Here is a 21,818-nt window from a genome sequence, read left to right on the forward strand (position 1 = left end):
CACCTGCCGAAGGAGTCCGTTACTTGACGGCGTCCTTCAGAGCCTTGCCTGCCTTGAACCCGGGCACCTTGGAGGCCGGGATCTTGATCTCGGCGCCAGTCTGCGGGTTACGACCAGTGCGAGCGGCACGCTCTTTTACAGAGAAAGTACCAAAGCCGATCAGGGTCACCTGGTCGCCTTTTTGCAGCGCGCCGGTGATGGAGCCGGTCATGGCGTCCAGAGCACGGCCAGCGGCGGCCTTGGAGATATCGGCGGACTCTGCAATTGCATCGATAAGTTCGGACTTGTTCACACTAAACCCCTTCGATTTCAGGTTGGAAGTTCTCGGTCTGTTTATTTTTCTGAGACGTTCCCGACTATCGCATAAGCGGTCGGAGAATGCCATTCTTCACTTTTTTTATTCCCTGCGGCTGTTAACCGGTCCACGGAATAGGTTTTGATCGCGCGGGAGCCCTTGGTATTGGCTGCTTCACGGCGAAACAGTTATACCAACGGGCTCTCAGGCATGTCAACAAAGCACGCAGCTTTTAATGTGTGTTGATTCTTTCGCCCGCGTCGCCGTCGTCGTCACGGCTGCCGGCTCCCTGTGTCTGAGAGGTTGACGTACTGGTCAGCGGCTCCGGGGTATATTCCAGGGCAACGTCCAGAACCTCATCGATCCATTTCACCGGACGAATCTCGAGGGACTCCTTGATATTATCCGGTATCTCCTTGAGATCCCTTACATTTTCATCAGGGATAATAACCGTCTTGATACCCCCGCGGTGCGCCGCAAGGAGCTTTTCCTTGAGCCCGCCGATGGCCAGCACACGGCCCCTGAGGGTAATCTCACCGGTCATGGCGACATCGGCGCGAACCGGAATTCCGGTCAGGGAAGAGACCAATGCGGTGCACATGCCAATGCCGGCGCTGGGACCATCTTTTGGTGTGGCACCCTCAGGTACGTGCACATGCAGGTCCTGTTTTTCGTGAAAGTCGTCACGAATTCCAAGCCCGGGGGCGCGGCTGCGGACCACGGTCAGGGCCGCCTGGATGGACTCCTGCATTACGTCACCCAGGGAACCGGTTTTCACCACCCGGCCCTTGCCGGAGGTCACCGCGGTCTCGATGGTCAGCAGTTCGCCACCCACCGATGTCCAGGCCAGGCCGGTTACGGAGCCCACCTGGTTCTTCTCTTCCGCCAGGCCGTACTTGAACTTGCGAACGCCGGAGTAGTCTTCCAGCAGCTCTGGAGACAGCTCCAGGGCCGCCTTCTCGCCCTTTTCCACATGCTCGCGGACCACTTTGCGGCAGATTTTGGCGATCTCCCGCTCAAGGCCCCTCACGCCCGCCTCGCGGGTGTAATAGCGGATAACATCCCGCAGGGTCTGCTCGGGCATGACCAGTTCCTGCTTGCGCAGACCATTGGCCTTGAGCTGCTTGGGCAGCAGGTACTTGAGCGCGATGTTGACCTTCTCATCCTCGGTATAACCGGGGATGCGGATGATCTCCATGCGGTCCAGCAGCGCCGGCGGGATGTTCATGGAGTTGGAAGTGCACACGAACATCACATCCGACAGGTCGTAATCCACTTCGAGGTAGTGGTCGTTGAAGGTGTGATTCTGCTCCGGATCCAACACCTCCAGCAGTGCCGACGCAGGGTCGCCCCGGTGGTCCATGCCCATCTTGTCGATCTCGTCGAACAGGAACAGCGGGTTCTTCACACCCACCTTGGAGAGCTTCTGGACCAGTTTGCCCGGCAGTGCGCCGATATAGGTTTTGCGGTGGCCACGGATCTCGGCTTCGTCCCGAACGCCACCCAGCGCCATGCGGGTGTACTTGCGATTGGTGGCCCGGGCGATGGACTGCCCCAGGGACGTCTTGCCCACCCCGGGCGGCCCCACCAGGCACAGCACCGGCCCTTTCACCTTCTTCACCCGGCTCTGTACCGCCAGGTACTCCAGGATGCGGGTCTTGACCTCGTCGAGGCCATAATGGTCCTCGTCGAGGATCTTGCGGGCCTTGTCGATGTCGTGGCGGACACGGCTGCGCTTCTTCCAGGGCAGCGCCAGCATCCAGTCGATGTAACCGCGCACCACGGTCGCCTCGGCTGACATGGGCGACATCATCTTGAGCTTGTTCAGTTCGGCCTCGGTCTTCTTGCGTGCCTCTTCCGGCAGACCGGCTTCTTCAAGCTTCTGTTCCAGCTCTTCGAAATCGCCGCCGCCTTCGCCCAGGGAGCCCATCTCCTTCTGGATGGCCTTCATCTGCTCGTTGAGGTAATACTCCCGCTGGCTCTTCTCCATCTGTTTCTTGACACGGCCACGAATGCGCTTCTCCACCTCGATCAGATCGATCTCGCTGTCCAGGCGGCCGAGCAACAGCTCAACGCGGTTGCGGATATCCAGGGCCTCCAGCAACTCCTGTTTCTCCGGCACCTTGAGTTCGAGGTGTGCCGCCATGGTATCCGCCAGGCGCTCCACCTCGTTGATGCCCTGCAGGGCGCTGGAGACCTCGGAAGGCACCTTGCGGGACATCTTGACGTACTTCTCGAATTCTTCCGTCAGAGTGCGGACCAGAACCTCCTCTTCCCGTTCCGGGAGGGAATCCGGCTCCAGCAGCTCGGCGGTGGCGGTCAGGTAGTCACCTTCGGCAACCGCATCCAGGCTGGCGCGGGCGTTACCTTCCACCAGTACCTTGACGGTGCCGTCCGGCAGACGGAGCATCTGCAGGACAGTGGCCAGCGTACCGACGTTGAAGACGTCGGACGGGCCCGGATCATCCGTACCCGCATCCCGCTGTGACACCAGCAGAATCTCCTTGCTGCCCTCCATGGCCACTTCCAGGGCCTGGATGGACTTTTCACGCCCCACAAACAGCGGCACGACCATGTGGGGGAAGACAACCACGTCCCGAAGGGGAAGCATCGGGTATTCGGTACGGGTTTCGGGAGTCGGGGTCATAAAGCATCCTCTGACGATGTTTCTTTCAGCATACCACCGAACATTGGGGTTGTTTGCCCAATTGCAATGTTTTTACAGACGCTTTCCAGCCGCTACCGGCTGTAACAGGGCGTCACATCACATTGTCGCTGGAACAGGCACAAAAAAAGGGCGTTGCCGCCCTTTTTTTGGTTGTCCGGCTGGCGCCGGTGGTCGTTCCCTCAGTCTTCCGGAACCGCCTTGGCGTGATCGCTGCTGGCGTAGATCTTGAAGGGCTCGGAGTCCCCGTCAATCACGCTCTCGTCGATCACCACCTTGGTCACGTCCGGCTCTGACGGGATCTGGTACATGGTATCCAGCAGTGTGGCTTCCATGATGGAACGTAGGCCACGGGCACCAGTCTTGCGTTCCATGGCCCTGCGGGCCACGGCACGCAGAGCGTCCTCACGGAAGTCCAGCTCCACGCCTTCCATATCGAACAGCTTCTGGTACTGCTTGGTCAGCGCGTTCTTGGGCTCGGTGAGGATCTGTACCAGGGCTTCCTCGTCCAGCTCGGTCAGTGTCGCCACCACCGGCAGACGACCAACGAATTCCGGGATCAGGCCATACTTGACCAAGTCCTCGGTCTCAACGTTGCGGATAATGTCACCGGTCTTCTTGGTGTCATCCTGGCTGGCCACCGAGGCGGCAAAGCCGATGCTGTTCTTCTCGGTACGCTCACGGATCACCTTGTCCAGCCCCGCAAAGGCGCCGCCACAGATAAACAGCATGTTGCCGGTATCCACCTGCAGGAACTCCTGCTGGGGATGCTTGCGACCACCCTGGGGCGGCACCGAGGCAACCGTGCCCTCGATCAGCTTGAGCAGTGCCTGCTGCACACCCTCACCGGACACGTCACGGGTGATGGAGGGGTTATCGGACTTACGGGAAATCTTGTCGATCTCGTCGATATAGACAATGCCCCGCTGGGCCTTGTCCACATCGTAGTCGCACTTCTGCAGCAGCTTCTGGATGATGTTCTCGACATCCTCACCGACATAACCCGCCTCGGTCAGCGTGGTGGCGTCGGCGATGGTGAACGGCACGTTCAACATCCGCGCCAGGGTCTCAGCCAGCAGGGTCTTACCGCTACCAGTGGGACCGATGAGCAGGATGTTGCTCTTGCCCAGTTCCACATCACCCTTGCCTTCGCCGTAGCGCAGACGCTTGTAGTGATTGTAAACCGCAACCGCCAGTACCACCTTGGCGCGGTCCTGCCCAATCACATACTCGTTCAGGGTATTGCGAATCTCGTTTGGTGTCGGCAGGCGGTCGCTGGCCTCTTCCTGTGCATTTTCCTGGATTTCCTCCCGGATAATATCGTTGCACAGGTCGACACACTCGTCGCAGATGAACACCGACGGCCCTGCAATGAGCTTACGGACTTCATGCTGGCTTTTTCCGCAAAACGAGCAGTACAGCAACTTACCGTTGTCGTCGCCCCTGCCGTTTCTTTCATCTGCCATTGAATTACCTCTGGTCTGGTTTCCGGTGCCAATGTGTGGCCTGGCATGCACCGCTACCGCCCTGACACCTCAATGAAGAGTACGCGGCCACACATCCTGTCGATTACCGTCAGTATTATTTATTCGATACGCGCTTATCAAGTACGGTATCGATAAGCCCGTACTCCTTCGCCTGCTGCGGATCCATGAAGTTGTCACGGTCCGTATCCTTGGCGATGGTTTCCAGGTCCTGCCCGGTATGTTCAGCGAGGATACGGTTCAGGGTATCCCGAATCTTGAGAATTTCCTTGGTATGGATCTCAATATCGGTAGCCTGGCCCTGATAGCCCCCCAGTGGCTGATGGATCATGACCCGGGAATTGGGCAGACAGGCTCGCTTGCCCTCGGCACCACCGGCCAGCAGGAACGCTCCCATACTGGCGGCCTGGCCGACACACAGGGTAGCCACATCCGGCTTGACAAACTGCATGGTGTCATAGATGGACATGCCCGCCGTGACGGACCCGCCCGGGCTGTTGATGTACAGGTGAATGTCCTTGTCCGGGTTCTCCGATTCGAGGAACAGCATCTGCGCCACGATCAGGTTGGCCATGTGATCTTCCACCGGCCCGACCATGAAGATGACCCGCTCCTTCAGGAGCCGTGAATAAATGTCGAAAGACCGCTCACCGCGAGAGGTCTGCTCGATCACCATGGGGATCAAGGCGGCATTGGTGTCCACGGAAGAACCGTCAAAAGGTTTCTGGGTCATGTGTGCCTGCACTCCTTATCGGATTCGGACTGAATAACGGTTAACAAGGAAACAGCCGGTAAAACCGGCTGTTTCTCAGGGCGGTCAGCCAGGCACTTACCCCTGTTGTTGCTGCGCCGCCTGGATGACGTCGTCGTATTTCGCTTTCTTTTCCTTAACTTTGGCCTGATCAAGCACAAAGTCAACCACCGCCTCTTCCAGCACCACGGATTCGATCTGGGCCTTCTGGTCCGGGTTGCTGCTGAAGTGGGTAATCACCTCTTCCGGCTGCTCGTAGGTGGAGGCGATCTCACGGATCTTTTCGTCCACCTTCTCGTCATCAGCCTTCAGATCGTTGGCCTTGACGATCTCCTGGAACAGCAGACCGGTCTTCACCCGACGACTGGCCTGATCCTGGAAGATTTCCTTGGGCAGCTGCTGTGGATCCATCTGGCCACCGAAACGCTGTACGGCGTCATTACGCAGGCGATCAATTTCCTGATCAATCAGCGCCTCGGGAATCTCAACCTCGGTGTTTTCCAGGAGGCCATCAACCACGTCGTTCTTCACTTTGGCAGACATCGCCTGCTTGAGTTCCCGCTCCATGTTCTTTTTCACTTCCTCGCGGAAGGTTTCTTCGCTGTCGGCCTCAATACCAAAGCGCTTGAAGAACTCCTCATTCAGCTCCGGAAGCTGCGCCTCTTCCACTTTCTTGACGCTGATCTCGAACTTGGCGGGCTTTCCCTTCAGGTCTTCGTTGTGGTAGTCCTCCGGGAAGGTCACCTCGATCTCGATGTCCTCACCGGTCTTGGCCCCCACAATGCCCTTCTCGAAACCGGGGATCATCTGGCCGGAGCCCAGCTCCAGGCGGTGATCCTGGGCTTCGCCGCCTTCGAAGGCCTCGCCGTCGACATAGCCCTTGAAATCAATGGTCACAGTGTCCTTGTTCTTGGACTTGCGCTTGACTTCCTTCATGGTGGCCTGCTGACGACGCAGGTTATCGATCATCTTGTCGATATCCTTGTCGGTGACTTCTGCCACCATCTTCTCAACGCTGATCTTGCTCAGGTCGCCCAGCTCGATTTCCGGCAGAACCTCGAAGATGGCCACGAACTCCAGGTCCTTGCCTTCTTCCACGGTCTTGGGCTCGAAACGGGGCCAGCCTGCCGGGGATACGTCCTTCTCTTCCAGTGCCTTCACATAGCTGTCGCGCATGACTTCGCCAACCACTTCCTGGCGAACACTGTCACCGAAACGACGTTTGACCACCTTGAAGGGCACCTTGCCCGGACGGAAGCCGTTCATGCGCACGGTGCGCGCGGTTTCCTGAAGACGCTTCTGAACCGCCTGGTCGATTTCCTGGGCGGGCACACCGATCGTCATCCGACGCTCGATGTTAGACGTCGTTTCAACAGACACTTGCATGGACGTTCCTCAAATTACCGAATCAGTTAAGTGGATTTGGGTTTGGTTAAACGACTAGTCTATCACGGAACCGACGGGGGAGAGAATCACCTGAAAAGCAGGAATACAGGCATAGAAAGGGAAGAAAAGCCGTTTTGTGACCCGATTTCCGAAGATAACCGACAAACCGCCTTCGCCGGTCGCTCACAGAAGTGGTGCGAGAGGAGAGACTCGAACTCTCACGGGTTGCCCCACTGGAACCTAAATCCAGCGCGTCTACCAGTTCCGCCACTCTCGCATATTTTGAAATCCATCCTATAACAGCCTCGGGGCCCACGAAAAGGATCATGCGAACCAGTCGTCAGGAACTGAACCGGGGGATGGATCGGAAAAGAGGGAAATGGGGTGGACGAAGGGGTTCGAACCCTCGACCGCAGGAGTCACAATCCTGAGCTCTACCAACTGAGCTACGTCCACCATATCATTTCTAACATCGCTTACCGGCCCGGCCGGAAAACGGTAACCTTGCTTCTGGCTGCCGCCTGAGTCTGCCTGAACGGCGAATGGCGCGCCCGGCAGGACTCGAACCTGCGACCACCGGCTTAGAAGGCCGATGCTCTATCCAGCTGAGCTACGGGCGCTTGACCGTCTGCCCACCTGAACATCCAGTATGGGGTTGGTCGGGGTAGAGAGATTCGAACTCCCGACATCCTGCTCCCAAAGCAGGCGCGCTACCAGACTGCGCTATACCCCGAAACCTGAACAACAGATGCCTCAGCAAAGTTGGCGCGCATATTACCGGCGGAACCCGGGGGCGTCAACCTGCATCCCGTCAATTTTTCCCCCTTTACCCGCGGGACGCAAGAGGAATTGGCGATAGCCCCCTTACGTGCGAGAATGCACAGCTTCCAATCTCCACCAGAAAGACGACTTCATGACCGCAGAACTCATTAACGGAAAAGAGATCGCCGCGGGCATCCGCCAGCAGGTAGCCGCCGGCGTGGAGGCGCGACGCCAGAAAGGCCTGCGGGCACCGGGCCTGGCCGTGGTACTGGTCGGCAGCGACCCCGCCTCCCAGGTTTATGTCGGCAACAAGCGCAAGGCCTGCGAAGCGGCCGGCATCCACTCCCTGTCCTACGACCTGCCCGCCGACACATCGCAGGAAGCGCTGGAAGCACTGGTTGACGAACTCAACGAGAACCCGGATGTGGACGGCATCCTGGTACAACTGCCCCTGCCGGATCACCTGGACGATGACCCGATCCTGGTGCGAATCCGCCCGGACAAGGACGTGGACGGCTTCCACCCCTACAACATCGGCCGCCTGGTCCAGCGACAGCCTGCGATGCGCCCCTGCACCCCCCGGGGCATCATCACCCTGCTGGATTCTATCGACACCCCGTACAAGGGCCAGCACGCAGTGATCGTGGGCGCCTCCAATATCGTCGGTCGCCCCATGTCCATGGAACTGCTGCTCAAGGGCGCCACCACCACGGTGACCCACCGGTTTACCAAAGACCTGGAAAAATTTGTCGGTGAAGCCGACATCCTGATTGCCGCCGCTGGCAAACCAGGGCTGATCAAGGGGGATTGGATCAAGCCGGGCGCCACGGTGATCGATGTGGGCATCAACCGGATGGAAGATGGCAAACTTCGCGGCGACGTGGACTTTGAGGCTGCGTCAGAACGCGCCGCTTACATTACCCCGGTTCCGGGTGGCGTCGGTCCCATGACCATTGCCACGCTGCTCCAGAACACGCTTTATGCAGCGGATGTCCTTCACAAGGACGAGTGAATAGTCCGGGCCGGCAAAAACGGCGGACCATCCCACCCTTACCACCAAGATTCACCCCCCAGAAACAGAAAAACCCCGCGCGGCATAACCGGGCGGGGTTTTCGAATCCGTTCAGGCGATTATTGCCCGAACTTCTCCTTGGCCTTCAGGCGGTAAGCGTGCAGAAGCGGCTCTGTGTAGCCGTTCGGCTGCTCGCGCCCCTTGAGGATCAGGTCCTTGGCGGCCTGGAAGGCAATGCTGTCGTCAAAGTTCGGCGCCATGTTGCGGTAGGCCGGATCACCCTCGTTCTGGCGATCCACCACCGCCGCCATACGCTCAAGCGTCCTGACGATCTGCTCTTCGCTGCAGATGCCGTGGTAAAGCCAGTTACACAGCAACTGGGAGGCGATCCGCAGGGTGGCCCGGTCTTCCATCAGCCCCACATCGTTGATGTCCGGCACCTTGGAACAGCCCACACCCTGATCGATCCAGCGCACCACATAGCCGAGGATACCCTGGGCGTTGTTGTCCAGCTCCTCCTGGATTTCCGCCTCGGACAGGGACTTGGGATCATCCATCACCGGTACGGTGAGAATGTCTTCCAGGGCCGCACGCTGACGGCTCTCAAGCTGCTTCTGCACGTCAGCCACATTCACCTGATGGTAATGGATGGCATGCAGGGTGGCCGCGGTCGGGGACGGAACCCACGCCGTATTGGCACCGGCCTTGGGATGGCCGATCTTGGCCTCCAGCATGCCCGCCATCAGATCCGGCATGGCCCACATGCCCTTGCCGATCTGGGCAACACCACGGAAGCCGGTTTCCAGACCGATGTCCACGTTCCACTGCTCGTAGGCCTGGATCCAGGTGGCCTGCTTCATCGGCCCCTTGCGGATAAACGGCCCCTTCTCCATGGAAGTGTGAATCTCGTCACCGGTACGGTCCAGGAAGCCGGTGTTGATGAACACGGCGCGCTCTTTCGCAGCGTGGATACAGGACTTCAGGTTCACCGTGGTGCGGCGCTCCTCGTCCATGATGCCCACCTTCAGGGTAAAGCGAGCCAGACCCAGTGCATCTTCCACCTTGCCGAAGAACTCGTTGGTGAAGGCCACTTCCTCGGGACCGTGCATCTTCGGCTTAACAATGTAGACAGAGCCGGTAGTGCTGTTCTGGTGCGGGCCATTGCCCTTCAGGTCATGGATGGCGACCAGTGATGTGATCAGGCCGTCCATCAGGCCTTCCGGCACCTCGTTGCCGTCCTTCAGAAGGATGGCCGGGTTGGTCATCAGGTGACCCACATTACGCACGAACATCAGGCTGCGCCCCTTCAGGCTCAGCTCGCTGCCATCGGCGCCGGTGTAGGTGCGGTCCGCGTGCATGCGACGGGTCATCATCTCGCCGCCCTTCTGGAAGCTTTCCTCCAGGTCACCCTTCATCAGGCCCAGCCAGTTGCGGTAGGCCAGGGTCTTGTCGTCGGCATCAACGGCGGCAACCGAGTCTTCGCAGTCCATGATGGTGGTCAGGGCGGACTCCATCAGCACGTCCTTGACGTGAGCGCCATCGTCCTGGCCGATGGGGTGGCTGGCATCGATCTGGATTTCGAAATGCATGCCATTCTTCACCAGCAGGATGCCGGTGGGCTCGCCCTCGGCACCGGTGTAGCCGACGAAGGCGGACTCATCTTTCAGACCGGTGGACTCACCGCTCTGCAGCTTGACCACCAGCTTGCCGCCTTCCACCAGATACTTCGCGGCATCCTTGTGGCTGCCGGAAGCCAGCGGCGCGGATTCGTCCAGCAGGTTGCGGGCAAACTCGATAACCTTGGCACCACGCACCGAGTTGTAGCCGGGGCCCTTCTGGGCACCGCCTTCCTCGGAGATCACGTCGGTACCGTACAGGGCGTCGTACAGACTACCCCAGCGGGCGTTGGCGGCGTTCAGGGCGAAGCGGCCGTTCATTACCGGCACCACGAGCTGCGGGCCGGCCATGGTGGCGATTTCCGGGTCCACGTTGGAGGTGGAGATCCTGAACTCGCCCGGTTCGTCCGCCAGGTAGCCGATGTCCTTCAGGAAAGACTTGTACTCGTCCATGTTGAAGGGCTGCCCCTTGTGGTTACGGTACCAGCCATCCATTTTTTCCTGGATATCGTCGCGCTTGGCAAGCAGCTCCCTGTTACGGGGCGCCAGCTCGTGGACGATCTTGTCAAATTCGGCCCAGAATTTGTCAGCGTCGACGCCGGTTCCCGGGATCGCTTCGTTATTCACGAAATCGAACAGGTTCTTCGCGACCTGCAGGCCGCCGACTTGCACGCGTTCTGTCATCGTTGTCTGCCTCAGTGTTGTCTGTATTCCCTAAGAGACAATCGGATTGCGTCATCCACGTATTGCCTCTTGCTCATACCTCGGGGCGCGATAGTTTACGCCATATCCGGCACACTTTCACACCTTAGCCCCGGCGCCAGGTGGTTCCTTCCCGGCTGTCGTCGAGAATAATGCCCTTGTCCTGCAGCTCGTCGCGGATACGGTCCGCTTCGGCGAAGTTCTTCTCCTTTCGGGCATTGGCCCGGGCTTCGATCATCGCCTCAATCTGCTCCGCCGACAGGTCGTCGGGCACTCCCGCCTGGAAGAAGGCTTCCGGGTCCTGCTGGAGCAGCCCCAGGACACTGCCAAGACGGACCAGCACCGCCGCCAGCTCACGGATACGGCCTTCATCGCCATCCCGCCGCGCCTGATTCAGTGCTCCCGCAACACCGTGAAGCACGCTGATAGCGCCAGCGGTATTGAAGTCGTCGTCCATCACCTCATGGAACTGGCGGTCAAAGTGGCTCTCCGGCACATCCTTGCCCGGAATTACGCCCCGCAGGGCGTGGTATAGCCGCTCCAGCGTCTGGCCAGCCTCGATCAGATTATCCTCGGAGTAATCCACCTGGCTCCGGTAATGACTGGATACCAGGAAATAACGCACTACTTCCGGTGGATAGCTGTCCAGAATCTCGCGGATAGTGAAGAAGTTACCCAGGGACTTGGACATCTTCTCCTTGTTCACGCGGATAGCACCGGCATGCATCCAGGTATTCACGAAATGATGCCCGGTGGCACACTCGGACTGGGCAATCTCGTTCTCATGGTGCGGAAACAGCAGGTCCGGCCCGCCGCCGTGGATATCGAAGGTATCCCCCAGGCATTTGGTGGACATGGCGGAGCATTCGATATGCCAACCGGGGCGACCATCTCCCCAGGGTGAAGGCCAACTGACTTCGCCCGGCTTGGCAGCCTTCCACAGCGCGAAGTCCGCCGGGCTCTTCTTGGCCTGCTCCACATCCACCCGGGCACCGGCCAGCAGGTCCTCCAGCTTCTTCTTGCTGAGCTTGCCGTAGCCGTCAAAACTGTCGACGGAGAAATAGACATCGCCATTATCCGCGGCGTACGCATGCCCTTTGTGGATGAGCTGATGGATCATGGCAATGATCTCATCAATAAACTCTGTGGCCTTGGGCTCCTCGTCCGGGGCCTGCACGCCCAGCCGACGCTCGTCCTCATGCATGGCGCTGATCATGCGCTCGGTCAGATCGGTAAAGGTCTCACCGTTCTCATCGGCCCGGCGCAGGATCTTGTCGTCAATATCGGTGATGTTGCGAACATAGTGCACATCGTAGCCCCGATGACGCAGGTAACGGGTAATCACATCAAAGGCCACCAGCACCCGAGCGTGCCCCAGGTGACAGTAGTCGTACACCGTCATGCCGCACACATACATGCGCACCTTGCCCGGCTGAATGGGCTGGAAGTCTTCCTTTTGCTGGCTGAGGGTGTTGTAGATTCTAATCACGCTTTGGGCATCCGAATCATGCAATTAATGAATAGGGGCTGCAGGACCTAACAAAAAAGCGGCTCATGCCATTCGGGCATGGGGGAAAGGAAGCCGGCGGGAAGGTCCTTCCCGCCGGCTTCCTCCAGCCTCTGTGCTTTACGCCTTACCCTTCCCCCAGGAATCCCGGAGAGTAACAGTACGGTTAAACACCAGCCGACCAGATTCCGAGGCCTCTTCATCGAAGAAAAAGTACCCCTCCCGCTCGAACTGGTAAGGCAGATCGCCCCGGGGCTGGCCCAGGCTCTTCTCCGCCCTCACCTTCTCCAGGCGCACCAGGGACTCCGGGTTCAGATGATCGGTAAAATCCGTTGCCTTGTCACTGTCCGGGTTCTCATGGTTGAACAATCGGTCATAGACATTGATATCCGCTTCCACACTGTCAGTGGCGGAGACCCAGTGGATCACGCCGTTGGGCTTGTAGCCCTCCGGATTCACGCCCAGGGTACCGGGGTCATACTCGCACCTGAGTTCGACGATCTCGCCACTGTCGTTACGGATGATCTCGCGACAGGTCATCACATAGCCGCCACGAAGCCGTACCGCCTGATCCGGTGCCAGGCGCTTCCACTTGCGGGGAGGCTCCTCCGCGAAGTCCTCCCGGTCAATATACAGCTCCCGGGTCCAGGGCACCTGGCGGGTGCCCATATCCGGATTCTGCGGGTGCACCGGCAGCTCCAGGGTTTCGGCCCGGTCTTCCGGATAGTTGGTCAGGGTAACCTTCAGTGGCCGCATCACACACATGGCCCGGGGCGCATGGGTGTTCAGGTCCTCTCGTATGGCATGCTCCAGCATGCCCACGTCGACGGTGCCACCGGCCTTGTTCACGCCGATCATGTCGCAGAAGTTGCGGATGGAAGCCGGCGTGAACCCCCGACGGCGCATGCCGGAAATGGTGGGCATACGGGGATCGTCCCAGCCGTCCACGTGCCCCTCGTCCACCAGCCGCTTGAGCTTGCGCTTGCTGGTCACCGTGTAGTTGAGGTTCAGCCGGGCAAATTCGATCTGCCGGGGCTGGCACGGCGCCGTGATGTTCTCGATCACCCAGTCGTACAGCGGGCGATGGTCCTCGAACTCCAGGGTGCACAGGGAGTGGGTGACCCCTTCCATGGCATCGGAAATCGGATGGGTAAAGTCGTACATCGGGTAGATGCACCACTTGTTGCCAGTCTGGTGGTGCTCGGCATACCGCACCCGGTAGAGGATCGGGTCCCGCATATTGATATTGGGGGAGGCCATATCGATCTTCGCCCGCAGTACCACCTCGCCATTGGCGAACTTGCCGTCCCGCATGTCACGGAACAGCTTGAGGTTCTCCTCCACGGACCGGTCGCGATAGGGACTGTTGCGCCCCGGTTCTTTCAGGGTGCCACGGTACTCGGTCATTTCCTCGGCGGTCAGAGCGCAGACATAGGCCTTGCCCTTCTCGATCAGCTCCACCGCGAAGTCGTAGAGGGCATCGAAGTAGTCGGAGGCAAAGTGCACATCCCCGGCCCACTCGTAGCCCAGCCAGTGGACGTCCCGCTTGATGGAGTCAATATACTCCTGCTCTTCTTTCTCCGGGTTGGTATCGTCGAATCGCAGGTTGCACTCACCACCGAACGTCTCGGCGATACCGAAATTCAGGCAGATGGACTTGGCATGACCAATATGCAGGTAGCCGTTGGGCTCCGGCGGGAACCGGGTCACCACCTTGCCGGCGTGCTCACCGCTGGCAACGGCGTCTTCGATCAGGCTCTGAATAAAGTTATGGGCTTTCTTTGACTCGGCGCTCATAGTGTCCTGGAATAAAAGAAGTGGATCTGAAACCGCCTATTATACGCATAAAACCGGGCCGGACTCATGCATGGCCGCCAACTCTTGCGTACAATATCGTGAATTGAACACTGAACATTCACGACAGGAAACCCCCGATGATTCTGCTGAAAACCTCACACGGCGACATCACGCTGGAACTCAACCACGACAAAGCCCCGGAAACCGCGAAAAACTTCGAGCAGTATGTGCGCGACGGTTTCTATGACGGACTGATTTTCCACCGTGTGATCAGCAACTTCATGATCCAGGGCGGCGGATTCACCCCGGACATGCAACCCCGCAAGACCCGCGACCCCATCCAGAACGAGGCCGACAACGGCCTGAGCAACATGCAGGGCACCGTAGCCATGGCCCGCACCATGGACCCGCATTCTGCCACCGCACAGTTCTTTATCAATGTGGAGAACAACGGTTTCCTTGATCACACCGCCAAGAATGCCGACGGCTGGGGCTACTGTGTCTTCGGCAAAGTGGTGGATGGCATGGACACGGTTAACCGGATCCGTGCCGTGCGCACTGAAAGCCAGGGGTTCCATGACGATGTCCCCAGCGAGAATGTGGTCATCGAAAAGGCGGAGGTCATCGAAGACGGGGGCGAGGCGTGATCACCCGCTTTATCTCGGACCTGCACCTGGAGGAAGCCCGCCCCGATATCACGGATGCCTTCCTGGCCTTCCTGAAGGATAAGGCCATGGGCATCGACGCGCTCTATATCCTCGGGGATTTCTTCGAAGCCTGGATTGGCGATGACGAAAAGACGCCCCTGCAGAACCAGGTAGCGCAAGCGCTGCATGAGGTCAGCGATAGCGGCACCGCCCTGTACCTGATGCATGGCAACCGGGACTTCCTGATCGGCGAGGACTACAGCCGGCGTTGCGGCGCCACCTTGCTGCCGGACCCCACCGTGGTGGACCTGTACGGCACCCCAACCCTGCTGATGCACGGGGACAGCCTGTGTACCGCCGACGAGGAATACCAGAAGTTCCGCACCAGCATGCGTAACGACCAGTGGCAACAGATGTTCCTGCAGCGACCGCTGGCCGACCGCCAGATGGTGGCCCGCCAGCTCCGTGAGATCAGCATGGCCAAGAACCAGGGCAAGGCAGAGCACATCATGGATGTGACACCCGAGGAGGTGGTCCGGGAGATGGAGGAACACGGCGTCCAGCGGATGATCCATGGCCATACCCACCGCCCGGCCAGTCACCAGCTCGAAGCCAACGGTGCGCCTGCAACCCGGATCGTACTCGGCGATTGGGCGGAGAACGTCTGGTGGCTGGACGTAAGCCCTGACCACGAGCCGGCCCTGAGGAAGCAGCCGCTCTGACCTCGCGGCTCCCCTAGTGTCCCGTGCGGGAGTATGATATGTCGGTTTACCGGGCCCTTCAGGATCAGCGCCTGGGTATGACACTGCTGATGGCATTCACCTGGCTGCTGCTGGTTCGGGCCTGCCTTCTTCTCCATAGTGGTGTGCTGCCCGAGGCAGGCCGCATGCTGCTGAGCGATATGGCCGGGGCGGCCATACTCACGGGGCTGCTGATGCTCGCCCGCACCGCCCTGCTCAGGTGTGTTCTGGTGGTCGGCCTCGGCTGTCTGCTGATGGCATCGGCCATGCACCTGGCAGCCCATGGCACTTACCCTCGCCTCGCCATGATCAGCAAAAGCGCCGATCCGGTCTTCCTGGTGTCCTCGGTGCTCAACCCGCAGCTACTGTTGTTACCGGTCTACATCGGTCTTGCCTGGCTGCTGGTCCGGACCTACCGGTGGCTGGTGCCGAGTCCGCCACCCCAGGCCACTTCTGCCGCCTTACTGGTCGTCATCACTACCCTGATCTACCTGGCTGCTTCCCACAGCCTGACCACGGCAAGGAACAATCCGGTCGCCAGCCTGCTGGCCCAGATCCCGGGCGCCATCCTGGCACCGGCCGGCTCACAGGTGGGCAAGGAGGTGGCGAAGGAAGCCACGATCGACGAGGACGACGACTACTTCCAGGCCGACATGGCGCAACCGGACGTCGACAACCCTCCCAATGTCCTGCTGATCATGGTGGAAGGCCTGTCGGCCGGCTATTTCCCGTCCATCAGCGAGTACCACGGCCTGACGCCGGCCATTTCACTGGAAAAGCTGGAGTACGCCCTCAACAACAAGGGCTTCCGCCTGTACCGCAACGCACTCAGTATGGAACGGCAGACGGACCGGGGCACCTTCGCCATCCTGTGCGGCCGGTATCCGGATTTCCAGCGTCTGTCCACGAAAATGGCAGACGTGGCCGACGCCAAAGCCTTTCCCGTCTGTATGCCCGAGATGTTGCGCTCCCGGGGATACATCACCGCCTATTGGCAGGCCGCCCCACTGGAATACATGAGCAAGGACCGTTTCATGCCCCGCGCTGGCTTTAGCCGGGTCACCGGTGCCGATGTCTTCGCCACCGGGGACGGGGAACAGGAAGGCTGGGGACCACCGGACCCGGTCTATTTTGCCGATATCGCAAGGCGTCTCCGGAAACTTGACGAGAACGAATCCCGGTGGCTGGTCACCCTGCTGAACGTGGGCACGCACCACCCGTTTGACACCGGTGGTGAAATCGCAGCCGATAACGGGGACAGCACACCACTGCCAACCACCCCCCAGGAAGCCCGCCGCAATGCCATGTCGGTGATGGAGCGGGTACTGATCGGATTCCTGGACGACATGGAACAGTCCGGGGTGCTGGACAACACCCTGGTCGTGCTCACCTCTGACGAATCCGGCGGATTCGTGCGTCAGGACCGAACCGCCTTCCCCCTGGACGGCAATACCGGGGTACTGGCAATCCGACCACCCCACCCCGACCGACTGCAGGACTATGCCGACCGTGATCGTATCGTGGCACAACTGGATATCCCCCTGACCATCCTGGACGCGACCGGCACCGGTGAACCGACCACCCCCATGACCGGCCGCAGCCTGCTGAGCCAGGACAAGCTGGAGGAACGGGAGCTGATGCTGGCGGATACCTACACCGGCATGAAGTTCTTCCTGCGGGAATCCGGCCAGTTGCTTGCCTGTACCGAAAGCCTGGTGCGCTGCGAAACCTGGCGGTTCACGCCAGGGCGCCTGTTCGGCTCCCTGTCACCCTCGGACCAGCCCCCCTTCCTGACCCTGGAACAACGGCTCCGGCTGTTCGACGAGGCCGCCAAACTTCCCACTGATCCGCCCGACGATACCCGGCCATGAGACTGATCTCTGACGCACTCGGCATCCTGCGACGGCACCGGCGCAGCCTGTTGATGAACCATCTGTTCTTCACCGGCTTCACCCTGGCCGTGCTAGCACCGGCGATCGGCACCCTGCTCTCCGTCCTGGAGCCGGTAACCGGCCAGGGTGCCATCAGCACCGGCGACATTGCGGCTTTCCTGTTATCTGCCGGAGGCCTGGTGTGGATAGTGGTCACCCTGACCGCCGTTATGACCACCCTGACCCTGGAACAGGCGGGCATGACCGTGATTGCCTCCTCGGTGGACAGGGCCGGCGAGTATCGCCTGACCCTCGCCGCCCTCTGGCTGGTAGCCCGACGATCCGGTCGCCTGCTCTGGCTGACCCTGCTCCAGGTCATGGGGCACCTGGTGGTCGCCCTGCCGTTCCTGCTGGTCATCGCCGTCGCATGGTGGACCCTGCTGTCCGGGTACGAGGCCTATTTCATCAACATCACCCGGCCGGTGGAGCTCTGGTGGTTCCTTGGTGTTGCCGTGGCCGCGCTGATAGGCATGGTGTGCGGCAATGGCTGGTTGTTCCTGCGCTGGAGTCTGGCGGTTCCCATCGCCACGCTGGAACGGGTCACCGCCCTGGATGCCCTGTTGAGCAGCAGCCGACGCATCCACGGCAGCAAACGCCAGTTGATGGTGCCGCTGGCCATGGGCGGCGGCGTGCTACTCGTACTGCCGTTGCTGTTTACGTACCTGTTCCAGGTTATGGGGGCTCCCTACCTGGCCCTCATGCCCGCCAGTCCTCGGGCCCTGATTCCCGCCATTGCAGCTTATGTTGCCCTGTACCTCCTGCTGATGATTACGGTGGCCTTTGTCCTGTACGCCGGATACAGTCTGCTGATCTACCGGGTCTACCTGTCCACCAGTGGTCACTCCCACCAGCACCACGTGCCCACCCCGCCACGGAACACCAACGCCAGGGCCTGGCTGCTGGAAGCGGTACTGGTGGCTGTCGTCATTGTTCAGGCGGTACTCGTCGTGGGGGCCTTTGGCGAGCACGATGACGTTACCATCACCGCCCACCGGGGTAACGCGTTTGTCGCCCCCGAGAACACCGCCAGCGCCCTGGAACGGGCCATTGCCGACGGCGCCGACCTGTTGGAAGTGGACGTCCGCATGACTGCGGATGGCAAACTGATCCTCTGGCATGACGCCGACCTGGAGCGCCTGTACGGGCGGCCTGAACGCATTTCGGAACTGCAGTGGGAGGATATACGCGCGCTGGACGCGGGGGCCTGGTTCTCACCCGACTACGCCGGTGAGCGGGTGCTGACGCTGACAGAGCTGATCGAACTGGCCCGTGGCCGGGCCAACCTGTTCCTCGACCTGAAGCCAGACCACAACAGCCGCGACCTGGCCCGACAGGTGGTGCAGGTACTTCGCCGGGAGGATGCCCTTGAGGGTACCGTTATCGCCGCCGCTGAGCGCCACATACTGAACGACGCCAGGGCGATGGAGCCGTCCCTGCAAACCGCACTGCTGGCCCAGTTCGTCATCGGCCCCCTGCACGAGGAGCAGTTCGATATCCTGGGTCTGCGCCACAACCGGATATCCGCCGCGGCCGTGGCCCGGGCCAGGCAACTGGACTACGAACTGCATGCCTGGACCGTCAACCAGCCGTCAGAAATGGCGAGACTGATCGACATGGGGGTAGACGCCATCATCACCGACCGGCCGGATGTACTGGCCCGGCTACTGGCTGAACGCAGACAACTGTCCGACGCCGAGCGCCTGGCGGTCAAGCTGCGCAGTTGGCTGCGGTGACAGAGCATCTGCCGTCAGCGATCAATCAAGGGTCGGAGCTGCCCGGCTCCCGGTAGGTATCCACCCGGTTCAGCCAGCCGGGCAACCATTGCTGTCGTTCGATGGCCCGCTCAGACAACCCGGCCCGCCGGGTCAGGACACGGGCCGCCGCCTGCCTGAATTCCGCCAGCATGGTTTCCCGGTCTGCCAGGTTATCGGGCATGGCTTCCAGCACCTGCAGCAGCCCCCAGCCAACCCCCTGGTACCGCTCCGATTTGGAGAGGCCCTCACCCTTGAAATTGACATAGTCCACCAGGGCATAGACGCCCCCCGGCGTGGTGACCAGGGTATCGAGTTTACGGCGGGTACTGGCCGGATCGCCGGAAGCGGAAATCACCTGTTCCAGAGCTTCCCGGGCCCGGGATACGAGGAAGGCGGCCTGAAAAGACTGGTGGCCAGCCAACCACTCCCGCAGCTCCCGGACACGCGGATCGTAATCCACCGCCTTCAGGAAGGTATCACGATCAGGCCATGGTGCCCCCAACGGGGCCTGGGAAACCAGCCAGGCGGGCACGTCAACGCCCTGCTGCACGCCAAAGGCGACCAGCGAGGGGAAGCTTTCCTGGAACGGCCCCTCCACCCCCATCGGATACCAGATGAAATGTCCGATGCCAAGGGACGGGAAGGCTTCCCCCCGGTTCCAGTGCACCAGGCAGTCCTCACGGGCATTGCATTCGTTAAGGAAGATCTGGCCGGCAATCCACTCGAACGCCTGGTCGGACAGCGACAGGTTGAGGTCGGACTGCGCCCTGACAGTGACGGAAGTCAGACCGGTCACCAACGCCGTCAGGACCAATGGAAGTAATGCGCGCAAAAGCCAACTCCTGTCAGTGACTGGTGAACCGCGGGGGATGTCAGGGCGGCACCGAACCGGCCTGGTCAACCCCTGGTGCGGCCCCAGCCGAACCGGTGACCGACATTGAGGGGAATCCCCACCGGGTTATATCAAACCCGAACGCCCGCTGGAACTGTTGCATGTCGGGAGTCAGCCTCTCGATGACATAGGCCCGCTCCGACGACGACAGCGTGCGCAGGCGACGGGGAGAGACGGAACCCAGGATACGTTGCCCGCAACGCCGCACCGGTGCAGGAATATGGTGTGACAGGCTGCCCAGCGGAGAGTGCTTCACCCAGCGTTCCAGGGTGCTCTGGACCTCGGTTCGATTGGCCACCTGGTAGGAGGCAGGACGATAGCGGTCATCCACACTCAGGAACCGGCACACCTGGGCGATCACTGCCCCCGGATCGGATTTGAGCCGGTCGAAATCCAGTACCAGGAGATCCCTGTCGGGAAACCATCGCTGATACTGGCTGAGCTGGAGGAAGTAACTGGAGGTATTGACCAGGTGATCATCCACGATCCGTTGGTCAAAATCCGCATCCCGGAGCATGTAGTTGTAGTGGGAGACAATCCGGTCCAGGGGATTACGGACGATATAGACAAATTTCGGCCTGATCCCGTATTCATGGATGCGTTGCGGCACCCCACTCTCCTGCGGAAACTTGGTGTATCCGGTCGACGCTTCCATGGCATACCGGTGAACACGGCTGTCGAAATCCCACAGGCTTTCGTAGTCATCGACATCCAGTCCATGGCGTTGACCGGACGAAAAATACTCGGGTTCCTTGGTCAGCGCCGGGCATAACTGGGGATGACCGGCGAGGTAGTCATACAGGGAGGAAGTACCACACTTCATGGCGCCGATAATCAGCAGGTAACGATCGGGTGGGATGGCTTCAGGCATGGTTGACTCCCTGTCTGGACAATGGCGTATGGCACTTCCTGTCTCCATTCAGTCGTAAAACTAAGCAAAGCCACCGGTCATCACAAGAGCGTAATATCTGTACAGGTCTGGCCGGACCGAACGCCCACAAAAAACCCCGGCAGGGCCGGGGTCCAAGGCGAGGGGTTTTGAAAGTCCTACTGCTCTACAAACGCACGCTCGATGACGTAGTGACCCAGGTCGCCCTGGCGGGCCTCCTTGAAGCCCATATCATCCAGAATGCGGCAGGTATCCTTGAGCATGCTCGGGCTGCCACAGACCATGAAACGGTCGTTCTCAAGGTCAAAGTCCTGCAGGCCAAGGTCACTGGTGAGCTTGCCGGTCTGCATGGCATCGGTCAGGCGGCCCTGGTTGCGGAAATCCTCACGGGTAACAGTGGGATAGTACAGCAGCTTACCGTCCACCATCTCACCAAAGTACTCGTTATTGGGCAGGCCTTCGATCTCTTCCTGGTACGCCAGTTCGGACGCATAGCGAACACCGTGGGTGAGGATCACCTTGTCGAACGCCTCATAGACTTCCGGGTCCTTGATGATGCTCATGAACGGCGCCAGACCGGTGCCGGTGCTGATCAGCCACAGGTTCTTGCCCGGCAGCAGGTTGTCCAGAATCAGAGTGCCGGTGGGCTTGCGGCTCACCAGGATCTCGTCGCCCACCTGGATCTTCTGCAGGCGGGAGGTCAACGGGCCGTCCTGTACCTTGATGGAGAAGAATTCCAGCTCTTCCTCATAATTGGCACTGGCGATGCTGTAGGCGCGCATCAGCGGCTTGCCATCGGTTTCCAGGCCAATCATGGTGAAGTGGCCGTTCTTGAACCGGAAGCCCGGATCGCGGCTGGTGGTAAAGCTGAACAGGGTATCGTTCCAGTGCCGGACACTGGTTACGGTCTCTACGTTCATCTTGCTCATAATGGATAGTCCACCTGAATCTCTGGGTTTCTTGCGAAACTGGGTAAATGCGATTGAGT

General features: G+C 60.1%; 16 protein-coding genes and 4 tRNA genes. 5 read left to right on the forward strand and 15 right to left on the reverse strand.

Annotation, left to right across the window (positions count from 1 at the left end; genetic code table 11):
* Nucleotides 1–19: 19 nt before the first annotated feature.
* The 9 genes from hbs to ACJO3T_RS09210 form a co-directional block, all read right to left on the reverse strand.
* The gene (gene hbs / locus ACJO3T_RS09170) at nucleotides 20–292 is read right to left on the reverse strand and encodes a non-specific DNA-binding protein Hbs (protein WP_189573490.1); all 273 of its coding nucleotides are present in this window, start codon (nucleotides 290–292) and stop codon (nucleotides 20–22) included.
* A gap of 235 nt (nucleotides 293–527) precedes the next feature.
* A complete protein-coding gene (gene lon / locus ACJO3T_RS09175) occupies nucleotides 528–2,942 on the reverse strand; it encodes an endopeptidase La (RefSeq protein ID WP_406964495.1) in 2,415 nt (804 codons plus the stop codon).
* A 200-nt stretch (nucleotides 2,943–3,142) separates the two neighbouring features.
* Nucleotides 3,143–4,426 carry an ATP-dependent Clp protease ATP-binding subunit ClpX gene (clpX, locus tag ACJO3T_RS09180; RefSeq protein WP_328185674.1) on the reverse strand — a complete coding sequence of 428 codons (1,284 nt, stop codon included), beginning with the start codon at nucleotides 4,424–4,426 and terminating at the stop codon, nucleotides 3,143–3,145.
* 115 nt (nucleotides 4,427–4,541) lie between these two features.
* Complete coding sequence (gene clpP, locus ACJO3T_RS09185) at nucleotides 4,542–5,177, reverse strand: ATP-dependent Clp endopeptidase proteolytic subunit ClpP (RefSeq protein WP_406964494.1); 636 nt, start codon at nucleotides 5,175–5,177, stop codon at nucleotides 4,542–4,544.
* Between the two features lie 96 nt (nucleotides 5,178–5,273).
* Nucleotides 5,274–6,581 (reverse strand): trigger factor, encoded by a 1,308-nt coding sequence (gene tig, locus ACJO3T_RS09190; protein ID WP_406964492.1) that lies wholly within the window; start codon nucleotides 6,579–6,581, stop codon nucleotides 5,274–5,276.
* Nucleotides 6,582–6,773: 192 nt separating this feature from the next.
* Nucleotides 6,774–6,858, reverse strand: a tRNA-Leu gene (locus tag ACJO3T_RS09195).
* A gap of 103 nt (nucleotides 6,859–6,961) precedes the next feature.
* A tRNA-His gene (locus ACJO3T_RS09200) sits at nucleotides 6,962–7,037 on the reverse strand.
* Nucleotides 7,038–7,124: 87 nt separating this feature from the next.
* Nucleotides 7,125–7,201 (reverse strand) — tRNA-Arg (locus ACJO3T_RS09205).
* A gap of 36 nt (nucleotides 7,202–7,237) precedes the next feature.
* A tRNA-Pro gene (locus ACJO3T_RS09210) sits at nucleotides 7,238–7,314 on the reverse strand.
* A gap of 180 nt (nucleotides 7,315–7,494) precedes the next feature.
* Here ACJO3T_RS09210 and folD point away from each other — a divergent pair.
* Nucleotides 7,495–8,355, forward strand: coding sequence for a bifunctional methylenetetrahydrofolate dehydrogenase/methenyltetrahydrofolate cyclohydrolase FolD (gene folD / locus ACJO3T_RS09215; RefSeq protein WP_406978352.1), 861 nt, complete (start codon nucleotides 7,495–7,497; stop codon nucleotides 8,353–8,355).
* A 119-nt stretch (nucleotides 8,356–8,474) separates the two neighbouring features.
* Here the strand turns inward: folD and ACJO3T_RS09220 are convergent, their stop codons facing one another.
* The 3 genes from ACJO3T_RS09220 to ACJO3T_RS09230 all read right to left on the reverse strand — a co-directional run bounded on the left by ACJO3T_RS09220 (nucleotide 8,475) and on the right by ACJO3T_RS09230 (nucleotide 13,977).
* Nucleotides 8,475–10,655: a malate synthase G gene (locus ACJO3T_RS09220; RefSeq protein WP_406964489.1), complete on the reverse strand. Its 2,181-nt coding sequence runs from the start codon at nucleotides 10,653–10,655 to the stop codon at nucleotides 8,475–8,477.
* Nucleotides 10,656–10,779: 124 nt separating this feature from the next.
* The gene (gene cysS / locus ACJO3T_RS09225) at nucleotides 10,780–12,162 is read right to left on the reverse strand and encodes a cysteine--tRNA ligase (protein ID WP_406978353.1); all 1,383 of its coding nucleotides are present in this window, start codon (nucleotides 12,160–12,162) and stop codon (nucleotides 10,780–10,782) included.
* 138 nt (nucleotides 12,163–12,300) lie between these two features.
* The gene (locus ACJO3T_RS09230) at nucleotides 12,301–13,977 is read right to left on the reverse strand and encodes a glutamine--tRNA ligase/YqeY domain fusion protein (RefSeq protein WP_406964486.1); all 1,677 of its coding nucleotides are present in this window, start codon (nucleotides 13,975–13,977) and stop codon (nucleotides 12,301–12,303) included.
* 137 nt (nucleotides 13,978–14,114) lie between these two features.
* On the opposite strand from ACJO3T_RS09230, the gene ACJO3T_RS09235 reads away from it, so the two are divergent.
* From ACJO3T_RS09235 to ACJO3T_RS09250, 4 genes are read left to right on the forward strand one after another with little or no spacing between them, the layout of a single operon-like run.
* Nucleotides 14,115–14,624 (forward strand): peptidylprolyl isomerase, encoded by a 510-nt coding sequence (locus ACJO3T_RS09235; RefSeq protein ID WP_406964484.1) that lies wholly within the window; start codon nucleotides 14,115–14,117, stop codon nucleotides 14,622–14,624.
* The gene (gene lpxH / locus ACJO3T_RS09240) at nucleotides 14,621–15,346 is read left to right on the forward strand and encodes a UDP-2,3-diacylglucosamine diphosphatase (RefSeq protein ID WP_406964482.1); all 726 of its coding nucleotides are present in this window, start codon (nucleotides 14,621–14,623) and stop codon (nucleotides 15,344–15,346) included. Before ACJO3T_RS09235 ends, lpxH begins: the two co-directional genes overlap by 4 nt.
* A gap of 38 nt (nucleotides 15,347–15,384) precedes the next feature.
* Nucleotides 15,385–17,235 carry an LTA synthase family protein gene (locus tag ACJO3T_RS09245; protein WP_406978354.1) on the forward strand — a complete coding sequence of 617 codons (1,851 nt, stop codon included), beginning with the start codon at nucleotides 15,385–15,387 and terminating at the stop codon, nucleotides 17,233–17,235.
* Nucleotides 17,232–19,028 (forward strand): glycerophosphodiester phosphodiesterase, encoded by a 1,797-nt coding sequence (locus ACJO3T_RS09250; RefSeq protein WP_406978355.1) that lies wholly within the window; start codon nucleotides 17,232–17,234, stop codon nucleotides 19,026–19,028. Before ACJO3T_RS09245 ends, ACJO3T_RS09250 begins: the two co-directional genes overlap by 4 nt.
* 25 nt (nucleotides 19,029–19,053) lie before the next feature.
* On the opposite strand, the gene ACJO3T_RS09255 is transcribed toward ACJO3T_RS09250, so the two are convergent.
* The 3 genes from ACJO3T_RS09255 to ACJO3T_RS09265 form a co-directional block, all read right to left on the reverse strand.
* A complete protein-coding gene (locus tag ACJO3T_RS09255) occupies nucleotides 19,054–19,881 on the reverse strand; it encodes a hypothetical protein (protein WP_406964478.1) in 828 nt (275 codons plus the stop codon).
* 40 nt (nucleotides 19,882–19,921) lie between these two features.
* Nucleotides 19,922–20,812 (reverse strand): sulfotransferase domain-containing protein, encoded by an 891-nt coding sequence (locus tag ACJO3T_RS09260; RefSeq protein ID WP_406978356.1) that lies wholly within the window; start codon nucleotides 20,810–20,812, stop codon nucleotides 19,922–19,924.
* A gap of 176 nt (nucleotides 20,813–20,988) precedes the next feature.
* On the reverse strand, nucleotides 20,989–21,759 hold the full coding sequence (locus tag ACJO3T_RS09265) for a ferredoxin--NADP reductase (protein ID WP_406964475.1): 771 nt from the start codon (nucleotides 21,757–21,759) through the stop codon (nucleotides 20,989–20,991).
* Nucleotides 21,760–21,818: the final 59 nt, after the last annotated feature.

The sequence above is a fragment of the Marinobacter shunpengi genome (genome assembly GCF_045449715.1).
Lineage (GTDB): Bacteria > Pseudomonadota > Gammaproteobacteria > Pseudomonadales > Oleiphilaceae > Marinobacter.